We start from the raw sequence: 14,193 nt of genomic DNA, 5'->3' as shown, positions 1-14,193 counted from the left end.
GCTATTCCTCCTTTAAAAGGCCATTCATCACCTCATTCATACTTTGCCAAGATTCGGTGAGTTTCTTGAGTAATTTCTTACCATCCGTATTGAGTGAGTAATAACGGCGTGGCGGGCCGTCTTCTATCTTCCACTCACTTTGCAATATGCCCTGAGTTTCTAATCTGCGGAGCAGAGGATATAAAGTGCCTTCCTCAATTGCCATCCCTTGTTGAGCCAAGGCTTGACGCAGTTCATATCCGTAGCGAGGTTTGCGTAACTGCGAGAGCGTGGCAAGTACCACCACACCGCGCCGCAGTTCGAGCTCTAATTTTCCGAAAGTATCTATAGTAACCATGTGGTACACTGTACTGTGTGTTGCACAGTAAGTCAAATAGTTTTTTGTTGCTCATTGATTCAATATGTTGCTTTTCATATGGCTGAGTTCATTGATTAACGTATCTTCAAGCTCATCAAGAGCAATTTTATTCATGATGTAAATGCATTATTACGTAAAGAAAATCACTGATGTGTACCATGTTTGAAACAAAGCTATGACGTACATATTTATTCCGATTACATGCGAAGCACGCGCTATAATCAGCTTAGAAAAAAAGTTGATCCGCCTTATTTGAATGGTTTCAGAGGGTGGTTTTCTTACCAGTATCTGATCTCATAGATAGAAAAGATTTTTTATGCCAGCTTCCTTTTTTCATTCTCGTTTTTCGCTAAGGTCGATACGCCAACCCTTTCTACCTGGATTGTTTTTGTTAGCTTTGTTTTTTGCAATGTCTTTCAAACCAAGTTTTGCCTCAGATAAACCAGTTTTACGTGCTGTCTCTACCGATGAAGCTTTCCCCTATAGCTTTCGAAAAGATCAAGAGATGGATGGCATGGTGTTTGAAATCGCAAAAACTTTAGCAGATCGAATCGGATATCAACTTAAAGTAGAAGTGTTACCCTGGACGCGTGCACTATTGACGGCAAGAGATCAGCCATCCACTCTCATATTCAGTGTCGTTAAAACTCTTGCGAGGGAGCCTCAATACTATTGGATAGGGCCGGTCGCCACTAGCGAGATTTGGCTCTTCAAATTAGCAAGTCGAACAGATATTGCAGTTCACAATGTTGGGGATTTGAAGAAGTATATTGTTGGTGATATTGCCAGTAATGCGACCGTGCCCCTATTCGAAAAGTTAGGAGTAAAAGTCGATACCGCTCCTTCTAAAAAATCGAATTGCCTTAAATTGAAAATGGGCAGGGTAGACCTGATCCCTTTTGATCCTGATGGTATCGAGGATTTTCTAAGAGCCTGTGATATCCCGGCAACTAGTATCGAAAAGACGATCTATATGCCACGCCAAACTGAGCTGTATTTGGCAATCGGTAAAAAGACGCCACCTGAATTGGTCAATCAGCTCAACGCAGGATTTGCGCAGATGGTGAGTGATAAAACACTTAGTAAGATCGTGGCAAAATGGAGGTCTAGGGTATTGAAAGAGAATCTGGTGATTCCTTAATCGTTAGTTTGCCACGCACCGAGATTGATTCGAAATAACTGTTTTTTTGTTTAAGCAGTGCTGATTAGGAATTGTAGATAAACTTGGATTTATAGTTCAGTACATTCTGAGATCAACATCTCAAGTTATCTCTTAATTACTTCACTCATAGTTTTTCAATTGCATAGTTCTGCCAAGCTTCACCTATTACTGTGCATGAATCATGGCAGTCGATGAGTGATTGCAGCCAAGCGCCTTCAAGGCGACTATCACCTTTTAATTTCATTTCTAAACGACGCCACCCGTATAACTCTTTTAGACAGTTTTCTTTTTCTTCTACACGAGGCTTTAATAGAACTTTGCCTTCGAATACGCCATTCTTTATGGTGTTACGAATGATTGTTTCCCCTACAGAAAATCTCCACTCTTTTTGTTCCGAACTGACTTGCGCATATTTACCTACAAATTTTTTTCCAACTTTGTTGAATCAAATCAGAACATGGATAGTCCGATCGACTGCAGAAAACCAAAGGCATGAGACCGGTTCATGTCTTTATGGAATCTAAGAAATTGCCAAGATTAACCTTCCATTTTAGAAGAATATTGTGGCGCTTGACGAGGTACAACTCGTGCAGGCGCGGCGTTAATCGGGGGCTGACGCTTAGGTAAAAACTGTTTATCTAAGACGTGCCAAATTTCACCCAATGTCGCAACTCGGGTGGATTGCACTTGCTGGCGTTTACGCCATGCTTGTGGCAGTCCAAACAACGCATCACGCTTCGCGCGCAAAATTAATTTGCATTGACCGCGTCGCATAAAGACAGCAATCGTCACGAGATTTAAAAGTAGATGTAATGGGAGGAGCAACCAGAATAAGGCGCCCGGCATATTCTTTATGAAGGCGTAAATTAAGTTGCGATGGCCGTGATAAACAGAAAAATCGCTACCACTGCCACCGGTGCTTGCAGAGCCTACGTGACGCACACTGGCTTCTGGGACGTAATAGGATTTGTGCCCCGCCAAACGAAGGCGAAAACCGAGATCGATATCCTCTACGTAGCAGAAAAAGTCCTCATCAAAGCCGCCTAGCTCTTGCAGCACTTTGGTACGGTATAAAGCAGCGGCAGCACATGGTGAAAATATCTCGCAAGGCTGCAAACAGTGCTCTAGATTTTGCGCGCCGTAGCCAGCACGCCACACTAGGCCACTCATATGATAACTGTCGCCGATACCATCCAAGAGTTGTGTGTTTTCGTGGCGTACTTGGCGCGAACCGAAAGATGCCGATGTGGGGTAAGCCTCGGCTGCCAAAAATAGTTTTTCTAACCAGTTAGGTGCGGGAAACGCATCTGGATTTAATAGCGCAATAAATTCAGTAGTGCAGTGCTTAAGGACATAATTATTTGCGGCCGCAAAGCCGAGATTGCTCTGCATCCGCAATATTTCCACACGCTCAAATTGCTCTATATTAGCAATCGAATCATCGCTACTAAAATTATCGATGACAACAATTTTCTTTGGCCTGATGGTTTGCAATGTGAGATGCTGCAAACAATCTGCTAATAATGAGCCACTATTCCAATTGACAATGACGACGGTGACATCCTTCATATGATTGCTCCTGCTAAGGCTGGATTGCGTGGTTTAAATGCGAGGGCAGCTTTTTCTACCAAATGCCAAGAAAAGATAGCGAGCGTCAAGGTCACTGCCATACAGAGTGCTACATAAATGCCAAAATTTAACTTTGGGTAGAGAAACGCGATTGCTTGCTGTACTGGGAATGCATAGATGTAGACGCCGTAGGAGTAATCACCTGTCGCAGTGATGCGCGTTAGGATCTCGTTGGTCGATAAACCAAATGCCAATACGATTAGGGGGAGTAGACCCCATCCAGCAAGGAACAGAAATTGTGGGAAATTGGTTTGAATACACAAGATGCCTACACTCGCCAACACCACACTGGTGATAGAGAAATAGCGCTTCAAATCAAGCTGATAAAATACTGCACCTGCCCAAAAATAAGTGCCATTAATAAATAGCTGACGCATATCTGTGCCGTATATCACTAGCATTTCTGTAGCGGATTGCGCCCATAATAAATAAAGTAGGGCCGACGTCAAGAATGTCGCGATCATGATCCATTTTTTTGTCGAAATCACACTTAGGAGAGCCACTACAATGTATAAGAAAAACTCTAGCGGCAGACTCCATAAGGATCCGTTGACCGCATTAGGTACGCGGCTATGTTCAAATACGCCAGGTAAGTAGTAGGTAATATACAGCCCGAGATTACGCAGATAATGCCAAGTGGCCTCATGTGCGAAGTACTGTTTTAGCGATAGGCTGGTGAACCAAGGCCCCAGTACAAAAATACATAACAACACGCACACCAATAGGCCTGGAAATATCCGCAAACATCGACGTATGAAAAAACGTCGTAAGTTAGGATCTTGCTGCCAACTTTGGGTAACAAGATAGCCGCTGATGATGAAAAATATCGCTACGCCTAACGGGCCAAGCGGCATCCACGACAAAAAAAGTGGCTCAGGACGTCCCAAAAAAATGGCGCTATGACCGTATAAAACTAAGCCAGCTGCGATCAAACGTAGAAAATTGAGGTTATTTGCTTTCACGCCAGTATCTCTTGGGGTAGTTCATTTTGGTTTGACTTAGCGCAGGCTAAGGTTTTGTCAGCATCCGCCTGATCAGCTAATAGGGTATCGATCGCCTGTGTTTTAATGCTATTCCTGGTCAACGCCAATGGGTAAGCAGCGGCAAAAATCTCACTCCGTTGTCGAGTTTGTTCGGCATTTTCGGGTACGCGAAATAGTGAAGTTAATTTGGGAACGTAGGTAAATTGATGATTGTGGGCATAGCGTACCCACAGAGTCCAATCTTCCAGCGCATCCATGTCTTCTTCAAAACCACCGCGCTCTAAATACAAACTACGTTCAAATAACACTGATTGTATGGGCATGAAGTTATGGTGGCGCAGCACGGCGTAATCGAACACTTGGCGCAGAGGAGTCGGCACCTGATAGGTCATTTCGCGATAGCTACCTTGAGCTAGCTGTGAACTATCGGTCGGCACTTCCCAAGCTAAGGTGTAGGCTGCGCGAGACTGTGTTTCGGTCAGCAATGTATTCACTAGCACTTCGACGTGATCAGCGAAGAGCAAATCGTCATCATCTAAAAATAGACACCAACGGCCGTTGGCTTGGCGTAAACCGTGATTGCCAGTCGCCGAACGACCACATTTGCCTAATCCGAAATATCTTATGGTGCGAGGTATAGCGGACTGCATATCATCGATCAAAACCTGCATGCTGTCGCCGCCGTCTTCCACGATGATATGTTCAATATTGGGGTAAGTTTGACGCGCAACTGACACTATTGCCTGCCGTAAGTACAGCTCTCTGCCGCGATAAGTACGTGTGATGATAGAGACCAAGGGCATTTCCTCGGGCATCGCTTGCAGCTCGATGAAAGCGCCATCCCTGATCATTTCATAATCCCACTCGCGAAACGGAAATTGAATTGCACTTGACTTTCGTGCCCAAAAAGTTTTGGGGACTAGCGTCAGCAGGCGTAGCAAGTTGCGTAGTACGCCTAATCTTGATCCCGGATAGGGTTGGCTCGCTAATAGTAGCCTTACACCCAATAGAGGCACCGCCAGAGCATCCCATCGATTGCCATATTTCAAGCGTAAATACAGATTGGCGAAGGTGCTACCGGTGTATTGCAATGGTTTTACCTGTGCTACCGTTTCATACGTAAAGTGCCAGACCACCGCCTGTGGACAATAGCGTAAGACATGACCAGCGCGGCGCAAGCGATAAGATAGCTCTACATCTTCGCCATACATGAACAGAGTTTCATCAAATCCGCCAACCGCTTGTATGGCTGAGCGACGCAGTAAAACGCAGGCATGCGAATTCCAATTCGTACTGCCAGTGATGGGGTCGTAGTATTTAGGATGTTCGTAGGGCTTTTGGCGTAGTTCCCAAGCAGCAGCGTGGGCAAGGTCGGCCACTGCATTCGACACCACTTGGCGCAAAGCATCCGCTTCAAAAGTCAGATCCAGATTGGTAATCAAGCAGTAGGGTGCATTGCCTTTTTTAAAGGCGACATTGTGCCCCGCACCAAAGCCATGATTGGGAGCGACTTGAATTGCGACCTCGATACCTTGCGCACGCAAAACTTGGGTACTGGTTTGCAATTTTTGCAGTGTGTCATCAGTCGAGCTATTGTCGACAAAAAATACGCTAAGCAAAGCTTTCGGGTAATCTATTGCGAGTACCGATGCAGTAAAGCTTTCTATCCAACGACTGCTATTGTAAGTAACGATACTTAAATCGATGCGTGGACACTGCTCGTCTTTCAGCAAGGGGGGCACGAATACTGAGACAGGTCGCTGCATAGCAGCGCAACGTTCTGCCACCATGGATGCGATTGCGCCTTGGTTCATACTTGAATGCGGCATGATCGCCGTGATATTCAAAAATTTCCCTTGTAGCGTTCTTGCCAGTTGAACGACAGGTCTAGGCACGATTCTTTTTGCGCGACTCAATAATACGCGGCTTGCGGTCCTGAGTAAGGAGGTTTCGCCACGACTAACGCGACGCAAACCCCGTAACGGTGCACTCCAACGCCATGACCTGCTGGCACGCATTTCGGCAATGCTGGCAAATGCGTGATCGCGCTCACACGTTAGTCCTGCGAGCTTGTCATTGATTGCACACAGTTGGTTTTGTAAGTCACTAATTTCCAATCCATACTTTGTTTCACGGTTCGCGCTTTGTTGTAGCGCTAGTTCGAAATCGCTGACAGTTTTCTGGTGAAAATCTAGCTCTTGTTGCAGTGAATTTACTTCTACACGTCTAGCTTCGAGTTTCTCTTGTGATTGGCGATACTGCGATTGGATTTCTGCGAGTTCAATTTCGAGTTTTTCTTGTGATTGCTGATACGCTTGAAGACGCGCCGCTGTGTTATTGGCGCGCTCCATTTGCGCTTGAATACGTAGGGATGACTCCTGCATGCTTAGTTCAGCTTGTTGCAGATTGCTTTGCAATTCTAATGCGCCTTGTTGGTGCACCGCGATGTCGTTCTCGAGATGTGCGATCCATTGCTTATGAAGGACGATATCGTTTTCTCTATGTTCTACTTGAGTACGCAAGGCTGACACGACATCTGCGTCCTCGATAGACTTCTCAAAAAAACTCGCATCTAAATGTGGCAGTGCCTGGTTGGATGCCAGTGCAATCCAATACAGCGGTTTGGCCATGCCAGGAGATCTTTGAATCGCGTCTTCGTGTTGCCAATAGCTATTGATGGAGCTTGATACCACCGCGGAAGTTGTAGATAGAGGTTCCGCGAAAATGCCTGATCCAAAAATGATACGCTGTCCAAAATAGGCAATATTTTCAAAATAGCCTTCTAGTAGTTGCTTGAATTCTTGTTGATATAGTTCTTTCACATGAAATTCATTATGCGAACCTGGAACATCCGAATAGGTCAATTTATCTGGGCTAGAAATGAGTAAGACCCCATCTTTGCGTAAAACACGCCGAATTTCCTGCATCATTTCTTGATGCTGGTCGTGATGTTCTATCGTTTCAAAACTCACCAACAAATCAACGCTGGCGTCGGCCAATGGTATTGCGGCACAGCTGCCGACCCGGTATTCGAGATTGTCCCTTTGGTAGCGCTGCTGTGCGTGCTCAACCGCTAGTTCGGAGATGTCGACACCGATTACCTGCAACGCATGTTCAGCCAGCATGGCAGATCCATAGCCTTCACCACTCGCGATATCGAGCACCACCTTACCTTTAGCGATGCTACTCGCCTGTAAATAGCGATGGCGATGTTCCAGTTCGATATTGCCGTGCACTTCAGGCACGAAACGTTCACCAGTAAATTTCATAAAGTATTTTCGATTCTTTTTTCACTAAGCCATTGCTTTGGATTGCACTTGATCTAATTTAATATGCGTCATAGGAATGCCAATCAAGCCAGTGGCAACGCTACTTGCTTCGGATTTAAAACTAAGGGCGTCGTGCACCCAATGATGCTGAATGTGAGTCTGCTGACTGCCGTTGGCAATGGCTACGCCTATGCTATATTCGCCAGCAGGCAGTATCGGCATCAAGAAGCAGAATTCGGCCTCTATATGGCTGCCTGCCTCATAGAATGGTGGACAGTCGCTATAGCTTAAATACGTGTTATCGCCAAACAAGGCTTGTCCGCGACTATCTTTCACCGTGAAACCGATAATCGGTGCATCCAGCTCCGTATGCGCGACGGCTTGTATGCGCAAGCTCACTTGTTCGCCACCGACTACCCAAGTTAAAGCGACACCGTCTTGATCGTAAAATTCAACCGCAGTGATTTGTGCACCGCCTTGACCAAACGATTTTGATTCGGGATCGAAAGCGAATAGCTTTAGATCATTGCGCAAATTGCTGTTATTGACGAACGCTAAGCGTTGGTCGCGGCTAGCTCCAGATTCGCGTGCGGCGATTGCAGTTCGCTTCATTCTAGTGCTGCTACTCTTGCCTTGTTGTGCCTCATAAAACGCTTGGAGGTAAAGCTCACAGACTTCCTTGGGGGAGCCTTGTTCTTGAACTTCACCCTTTTCTAACCAGATCACGCGGCTACATAGACTCTTTACCGCTGCCGTGTCATGACTGACAAACAAGACCGTGCCTGTTTTCATAAAATTACGTAAGAAACGCATACATTTCTGCGTAAAGAAAGCATCACCAACCGCCAAGGCTTCATCAATCACTAAGATATCTGCATCGACATGCACGATCACCGCAAACGCTAGCCTGACTAACATACCGCTAGAATAGGTGCGCACTGCGTGCTCTAAAAATTCGCCAATATCAGCGAAGGCAACGATGTCGTCAAAGCGTGCATCTATTTGTTCTTTGGTGAGGCCTAGTATGGTCGCGTTCATATACACATTTTCGCGCCCAGTAAAATCTGGGTTAAAACCTGAACCCAATTCCAATAAGGCGGCAATTCGGCCATGCGTGCGCACTTCTCCGCTGCTTGGTGATAAAGTGCCGCAAATGATTTGGAGTAAGGTCGATTTACCTGAACCATTACGTCCAATGATGCCGACCGTCTCGCCTTTTTTTACCTCGAAATCAATTCCCTGTAAGGATGAGAATTCACGGAAATAGTTTTTTTTCGCTTGGCCTAATGCATTGCGCAATTTGGGTAATAAGAATTGTTTTAAGCGGTCACCTGGTTTTTCGTAAATTTGGTAATGCTTATTCAATTGTTTGACGCTGATCGCGATCGCATTAGAGGACATCAGCAAATCCTTTACGTGTTTTTTGAAACCAGGCAAATCCCAAGCAGGCGATTACTATCGAATAGAATAAATAGGAGAACCAGATCGTTACATCCAAGGATTTGCCCCAAATCATGGCATCACGACTTTGTTCTATTACCTGCGTCAATGGGCTTATTTGCACCAGCCACTGATAATTCTCAGGCAGGGCGCTGACTGGATAAAAAATCGGGGATAAGAAGGTAAGTACCGAAGTCAATACAATGACGATTTGGCTAACATCACGTAAATAGACGCCGAGTGATGCTAATAGATAAGTTAGACCTAAACTGAAGAAGACAAGAGGCAATAAGATCAAAGGTAACAAGAAGATGGTCAATGGCGGGGCACCAAAGAAAATGAAGTAGAACAGCAACCAGACTGAGAGGCTAATGGTCATATGAAAAAAGGCCGCGCCTAGTGTCACTAAGGGTAAGATTTCCAAAGGAAAAATGACCTTTTTGACGTAGTTCACATTGTTGACTATCAGACCAGGTGCACGATTGATGCAATCGGAAAACAGTCCAAACAACATCAAACCCGCAAATAGCACTAACGCAAATTCCGTTTTTGACTCCGAGCCGCCAATCCAGCGGGCTTTAAACACCACACTAAACACAAAAGTGTATACCGCCAGCATTAGAATGGGATTGAAAAATGACCACAATAATCCCATCATCGACCCCTGGTAGCGGATCATGATTTCGCGTCGGATTAAGTCTCGAATCAACTTGCGATGTGTTTTTGTCGCTAACAATAGATTGAGTGGAGAAATTTTGGGGGCTGCGTGGGGATTCATCAAATGCTTAGTTTTTTTGGTAAAAGTGCTGAGTGTATAATTAAGGAAACATGCGAATTTTATAAGAAGAGTTGTTGAGAATTTCGCTAGATTCTGTCCTTAAAATGTCTGAAATGTGTACAAAGACCAACAAAAAATGGTGATATGTGCAATTTTTGGTGTAAATAATGCAATTTTTTTCAAGTGAACGCAACATTATAGTGCGTATTATTTTAATAAGTGGTAGAAATTTTAAAAAAATGAAATAGAGTCAGAGTATCAATGCATCTGAGATCGAGAAATTGGTCGGATTAGCTGATTTTGTGAGCCAGCTCAAACCTGGTTTCAGTCGAGTTGGCTCGACTCGTTTATACTCTTACCTTTAGTGCCCTAAACACCTAACAAGGGCTAGCATTTTGTGGTCTTGGCGATTGGCCAAGACAATCAGCGAGAAAATTATGTCAAGTATGGATCTGCCTGTGAAATCTGAAGAACAGGCGTTAGAGTATGTTGCGTCTTGTGCTTTGCCTACGACTTGGGCGAATTTCACTATGCATGCGTTTGTTGAGCCTGCAAATGGTAAAGAGCATATTGCTTTGACTTTGGGGGATGTTACTGATGGCAAGCCAGTGTTAGCACGCATACATTCAGAATGCTTAACGGGCGATGCGCTGTTCAGTAAACGTTGTGATTGCGGGCCGCAATTGGAATTGGCGATGCAAAAGATCGCGCAAGAAGGTCGTGGTGTGATTCTATATTTACGTCAGGAAGGTCGGGGCATAGGCCTACTTGCTAAGGTGCAGGCCTATCACTTGCAAGATGCTGGGGCTGATACTGTGGAGGCAAATCAGAAACTAGGTTTTGCTGCTGATTTACGTAGCTATAGTTTGTGCAATCCTATGCTAAAACACTTGGGGATTACGAGTGTTAAATTGATGACAAATAATCCACGTAAGATTTCGGCATTGCAAAATATGCAAGTGAAAGTTGAAGAGCATATCCCACTGATAGTACAGCGTAATCCTTATAACGAACGTTACCTCGATACCAAGGCAAATAAGTTGGGTCACATGCTGGTACCTGACTTGTAACTGATGTGCCTAAGCAAGATGCGCTCAAGCAAAATTAGCGATGTAGGAAAGTTGGATCCCACACGGGATCTGGTGCATTTGGTACGACAAAACGGGCGTTTTCTGCCTGCAAGGCGACGACTTCGTTGGCTACATGTTTAGGTAAGCCCCGACGCTTTACTGGGCGGTTTTGGATAAACAAAGATTCCAGATAATTTTTCAAATAGCCAGGATCGCCAGCAAACAAACAGATTTTTTGCCAGATATGTGGATATTCTTTTTGGATAAAACTTTCAGGTGTAATGCGTTTTAGTGCTGCCAGCGACAGGGCATTAGGATTGCCGTGTTCAATATAGGTGAATGCTTGCTCTTGCAGTTTGCCGGATGCCTTAGGGTCGTCATCTAAGAACAGTTTTCCTATGGTCTGCATACTCGTCTCAATTTTTGGTGCGTCAAGCTCAGAAAATGGTGCTAAGGTGCGCAAAATTTGCTCTGGCGTTGGCAAGTTTTCGCGGTTCCAACGTATGCATTTAATACCTGCGCTTTTGAGTAGCTTGCGAGTTGGGTATTCTTCTTGATCAGTTTCGCTACGCTCTAATTCCAATACACAGAGTAAATCCAGATCTTTACTGAATACGCCAAAATCAACATGTCGATCTTTTATTTTTTGGTGCATCAGAGTACGTTTTTTCTCGTTACTGATATGTGGCTCAAGAATAGCGGTCAGTTGTACATGGGGAAATATCAGGCAGTTGGGGAGCGCCTTTTGTACTCGCTTAAAGAAGATTTCTTCTTCCGCTTCGAACAGCTTGCGTGGTTCGCATTCGGGAATGGCGTTGCTATCTTTGTCAAGAAAATGGGAAAACATGCTTAATCCTCCTATGCGACGAAATCATCCTATTCGAAATATACTTTCAATATGAGGGAACGCAAGCAGAATCAGGGGAAAGCTTGGCGAAAGGTTCTGATTTTCTGATAAGCGGTGATGAAAGCCTAAATTGGGAAAGCTGGGGGAATATAAAAAAACCCACCAAGTTTCCGGTGGGCATGATTTTCTTGCCGAGTTAGTTGTGAAGAATTAATAGACGCCCATGTAGTCGCGTTTGCCCAATTCCACCCCGTGATGACGCAAAATCGCATAAGTCGTGGTCACGTGGAAGAAAAATTGCGGTAGGCCATATCCCAATAAATAGGCATTGCCTGTCAGCTTTTTCTCTTTTGGTGTGCCCGGGCGCAGAATAATTTCACGGTTTTCGCCGCCTTCAAATTGCGCTGCATTGAGGCTATTGATAAATTCCAAGGTTTTGGCTAAACGTGCTTGCAAATCTTCAAATGTCGCTTCGGTATCTTGATATTCAGGTACGTCGACGCCTGCTAAACGCGCAGAGATACCTTTGGCAAAATCTGCGGCGATTTGTACCTGACGGATCAAATTAAACATATCCGGTGTCAGACGTGCTTGCAGAAAGACCTGATCTTCAACTTTCTTTTCAGCCGCGTGCGCCTGTGCTTTCTGTAAAATGACTTGCAAACTACCAAGCATTTGTTTAAAAACAGGGACAGAAGTGGAATACATAGGGGATGTCATAAAGAGCCTTTTTTTTGGGAGTACAAAATGGTTACAAATAAGAAAAAACGCACCATCATAATTCAATTATGCAGGGTGCGTTTTGGAACTACGTCTTAAGCTTGCGAGCATTTATTCTTGCTGCAACACAAGCACAATTTGAATTACGCGAAAGCCGGTAATTCATAGCCTTCAATTTTTGCTGCACTAACCAATTGTGCCAGGTAGGCGTGTGTTGCTTTACGGCCTTCCAAATCGGTCAAATAGGCTTGCAGGCGTTCTTTGACTTCATCGAAACTAACCAGGTCGCCACCATTGCGTTCCGTGACTTGGATGATGTGGTAGCCGAATTGAGTTTCGATCAATTCTGGCGCGATATTGCCCGGTTCCATACTGAACACTGCTTGTTCGAATTCTGGCACCATCTGACCACGGCCAAACTGACCCAAAGCACCGCCTTCTTTGCCGGATGGGCAGGCAGAATGCTCACGGGCCATTGCTGCGAAAGCAGCTGGATTATTTTGTAGATCCGCCAAAATACCTTCTGCCTTGGCTTTAACCAAACTTGCGGCCAACCCTTCGCCAGGTGTAAATAATATGTGGCTCGCAGCTGCCATTTCACCTTGTTTGAAGCTACCACTGTTTTCATCATAGAAAGTACGGCAAGTAGCTTCATCCACTTCAGTAAATGCCACTTCTTGCTCCAGCAGCGAACCTATGATTTCTTCTTCGTTACCTGCATTAATGTCTAATTTGGCTGCTTCTGCCAGCATTAGGCTGCGTAAAATAAGCTCCTGGATCGCGCTATCGCGTAATTGTTCGCCTTCTGGGTGGCCAGCAGAGCGGGCACGATCCATTTCGGCATTGATGTTGGCTTCGGTGATTTCTGTGCCGTTGACGCTAATAGTCATGATGTTCCTAACAATTCAATAAGTGGAGATAAGTGAAACAGGATTTTGAAAACAAAAGCTAATTATGGGCAAAATACATAATTTCAAGCCCATTTCTGCCCTATTTTGTTGATTTTTGCCGAATTTGACGAGTAACTTTGGTGGCCTCTCAAATAGCTGCGAGTCCGCTATTCTGCCTCCAGCGGCTTATTCAGGGCGGGCTGCGGCGAGTTGTGCTGTTAATTCTGCAATTTGTGCTTTTAAAGCATGATTTTCTGCGCGCAGGCGTTCCAATTCGGTTAGGGCGGGCGCTGGACTATGCTGACTTTCATCAGCGCTTAAATCATTGTGACTAGAATCGGTCTGATTGCTGCCGTTCTCAACGCTGATTCTCGGTGTGCGAACTTGGCGTAATTGGCGTGCCGCTTGCTGTAATTCTTTTTTTCCGCCGGCGACAGCGGCTACTTGTTGCTCGCTAGGGAGTGAAGCGATAGTGGCGGCTGTATTGATAGAGATCGTTCCAGCTCGCACTGCTTCTACCAGTTCGGGCGTCGCTGCTTTGCGGATTTTTTCTATCTGTGCCACAGCGGGTTTGCTTAAGCCTGCTACTTTGGCGATTTCGTCACGGGTTTCGACTGAAACTGGATCCGGTTCGCGTGCTGCTTGCTCTGCTTCTTCCGCTTTTTCTTTGCTAGTTTTGTCTTTTCGACGGGTCGTGATGATCTCTTTCTTGCGCAAAGCAAGTACGCCTCGTTGGAAGCTGGAGACGCTACGGCGCGCGAGATGATTGTCTATCATCCACAGCATTACGTCTTCTATGCTCTGAAATTGATCGTTTTGCTTAGTTTGAAATGGGATGTCATGCTTTTGGCAAATGCTGTATCGATTATGCCCATCGATTAAAGTTTCTCCCCATAGCACTAAAGCATCTCGACAGCCTTCTTTAAGCAGGCTGCGCTCTAATGCCAGGTATTCATGCGTGGTGAGTGGGTCAATGTAATCGCGGAGTTGTTGATTGATGATGATAGTCATGATGCTCGTGTAGGATGAAACCGATGTCGACTCTGG

General features: G+C 45.2%; 12 protein-coding genes. 2 read left to right on the top strand and 10 right to left on the bottom strand.

Annotated features, from left to right (window positions below; translation table 11 throughout):
- Nucleotide 1 precedes the first annotated feature (1 nt).
- Nucleotides 2–337 (bottom strand): PadR family transcriptional regulator, encoded by a 336-nt coding sequence (locus ACO0KZ_RS00890; protein ID WP_422991796.1) that lies wholly within the window; start codon nucleotides 335–337, stop codon nucleotides 2–4.
- Between the two features lie 409 nt (nucleotides 338–746).
- On the opposite strand from ACO0KZ_RS00890, the gene ACO0KZ_RS00885 reads away from it, so the two are divergent.
- A complete protein-coding gene (locus ACO0KZ_RS00885) occupies nucleotides 747–1,499 on the top strand; it encodes a substrate-binding periplasmic protein (RefSeq protein ID WP_422991794.1) in 753 nt (250 codons plus the stop codon).
- Nucleotides 1,500–2,057: 558 nt separating this feature from the next.
- On the opposite strand, the gene ACO0KZ_RS00880 is transcribed toward ACO0KZ_RS00885, so the two are convergent.
- The 5 genes from ACO0KZ_RS00880 to ACO0KZ_RS00860 are packed head-to-tail and all read right to left on the bottom strand — an operon-like array spanning nucleotide 2,058 to nucleotide 9,619.
- Nucleotides 2,058–3,089, bottom strand: coding sequence for a glycosyltransferase family 2 protein (locus ACO0KZ_RS00880; RefSeq protein ID WP_422991792.1), 1,032 nt, complete (start codon nucleotides 3,087–3,089; stop codon nucleotides 2,058–2,060).
- Entirely contained in the window at nucleotides 3,086–4,111 is a 1,026-nt protein-coding gene (locus tag ACO0KZ_RS00875) for an acyltransferase family protein (protein ID WP_422991790.1), read from the bottom strand. Before ACO0KZ_RS00875 ends, ACO0KZ_RS00880 begins: the two co-directional genes overlap by 4 nt.
- Nucleotides 4,108–7,401 (bottom strand): glycosyltransferase, encoded by a 3,294-nt coding sequence (locus ACO0KZ_RS00870; protein ID WP_422991788.1) that lies wholly within the window; start codon nucleotides 7,399–7,401, stop codon nucleotides 4,108–4,110. The genes ACO0KZ_RS00875 and ACO0KZ_RS00870 overlap by 4 nt, the downstream gene beginning before the upstream one ends.
- Before the next feature lie 24 nt (nucleotides 7,402–7,425).
- Nucleotides 7,426–8,802, bottom strand: a complete 1,377-nt coding sequence (locus ACO0KZ_RS00865) for an ABC transporter ATP-binding protein (protein ID WP_422991786.1) — start codon at nucleotides 8,800–8,802, stop codon at nucleotides 7,426–7,428.
- Nucleotides 8,792–9,619, bottom strand: a complete 828-nt coding sequence (locus ACO0KZ_RS00860; protein ID WP_422991784.1) for an ABC transporter permease — start codon at nucleotides 9,617–9,619, stop codon at nucleotides 8,792–8,794. The genes ACO0KZ_RS00865 and ACO0KZ_RS00860 overlap by 11 nt, the downstream gene beginning before the upstream one ends.
- Before the next feature lie 437 nt (nucleotides 9,620–10,056).
- Between ACO0KZ_RS00860 and ribA the strand changes: the two genes are divergently transcribed.
- Nucleotides 10,057–10,689 (top strand): GTP cyclohydrolase II, encoded by a 633-nt coding sequence (gene ribA / locus ACO0KZ_RS00855; RefSeq protein ID WP_422991782.1) that lies wholly within the window; start codon nucleotides 10,057–10,059, stop codon nucleotides 10,687–10,689.
- A 34-nt stretch (nucleotides 10,690–10,723) separates the two neighbouring features.
- On the opposite strand, the gene ACO0KZ_RS00850 is transcribed toward ribA, so the two are convergent.
- The 4 genes from ACO0KZ_RS00850 to ACO0KZ_RS00835 all read right to left on the bottom strand — a co-directional run bounded on the left by ACO0KZ_RS00850 (nucleotide 10,724) and on the right by ACO0KZ_RS00835 (nucleotide 14,157).
- Nucleotides 10,724–11,536 carry a DUF2726 domain-containing protein gene (locus ACO0KZ_RS00850; RefSeq protein WP_422991780.1) on the bottom strand — a complete coding sequence of 271 codons (813 nt, stop codon included), beginning with the start codon at nucleotides 11,534–11,536 and terminating at the stop codon, nucleotides 10,724–10,726.
- 210 nt (nucleotides 11,537–11,746) lie between these two features.
- Entirely contained in the window at nucleotides 11,747–12,256 is a 510-nt protein-coding gene (locus tag ACO0KZ_RS00845) for a DUF1993 domain-containing protein (protein ID WP_422991778.1), read from the bottom strand.
- A 143-nt stretch (nucleotides 12,257–12,399) separates the two neighbouring features.
- Entirely contained in the window at nucleotides 12,400–13,146 is a 747-nt protein-coding gene (locus ACO0KZ_RS00840; RefSeq protein ID WP_422991776.1) for a peptidylprolyl isomerase, read from the bottom strand.
- Between the two features lie 186 nt (nucleotides 13,147–13,332).
- Complete coding sequence (locus ACO0KZ_RS00835) at nucleotides 13,333–14,157, bottom strand: hypothetical protein (protein ID WP_422991774.1); 825 nt, start codon at nucleotides 14,155–14,157, stop codon at nucleotides 13,333–13,335.
- Nucleotides 14,158–14,193 lie beyond the last annotated feature (36 nt).

The sequence above is a fragment of the Undibacterium sp. Di24W genome, assembly GCF_049340325.1.
Taxonomy (GTDB): domain Bacteria; phylum Pseudomonadota; class Gammaproteobacteria; order Burkholderiales; family Burkholderiaceae_D; genus Undibacterium.
This window is presented reverse-complemented; position numbering and strand designations above follow the sequence as displayed.

What these genes read in the sequence shown, in the direction of transcription:
- ACO0KZ_RS00835 (WP_422991774.1), bottom strand. Translation starts at nt 14,157, where the DNA reads ATGACTATCATCATCAATCAACAACTCCGCGATTACATTGACCCACTC.
- ACO0KZ_RS00845 (WP_422991778.1), bottom strand. Translation starts at nt 12,256, where the DNA reads ATGACATCCCCTATGTATTCCACTTCTGTCCCTGTTTTTAAACAAATG.
- ACO0KZ_RS00860 (WP_422991784.1), bottom strand. Translation starts at nt 9,619, where the DNA reads ATGAATCCCCACGCAGCCCCCAAAATTTCTCCACTCAATCTATTGTTA.
- ribA (WP_422991782.1), top strand. Translation starts at nt 10,057, where the DNA reads ATGTCAAGTATGGATCTGCCTGTGAAATCTGAAGAACAGGCGTTAGAG.
- ACO0KZ_RS00865 (WP_422991786.1), bottom strand. Translation starts at nt 8,802, where the DNA reads ATGTCCTCTAATGCGATCGCGATCAGCGTCAAACAATTGAATAAGCAT.
- ACO0KZ_RS00840 (WP_422991776.1), bottom strand. Translation starts at nt 13,146, where the DNA reads ATGACTATTAGCGTCAACGGCACAGAAATCACCGAAGCCAACATCAAT.
- ACO0KZ_RS00850 (WP_422991780.1), bottom strand. Translation starts at nt 11,536, where the DNA reads ATGTTTTCCCATTTTCTTGACAAAGATAGCAACGCCATTCCCGAATGC.
- ACO0KZ_RS00870 (WP_422991788.1), bottom strand. Translation starts at nt 7,401, where the DNA reads ATGAAATTTACTGGTGAACGTTTCGTGCCTGAAGTGCACGGCAATATC.
- ACO0KZ_RS00890 (WP_422991796.1), bottom strand. Translation starts at nt 337, where the DNA reads ATGGTTACTATAGATACTTTCGGAAAATTAGAGCTCGAACTGCGGCGC.
- ACO0KZ_RS00880 (WP_422991792.1), bottom strand. Translation starts at nt 3,089, where the DNA reads ATGAAGGATGTCACCGTCGTCATTGTCAATTGGAATAGTGGCTCATTA.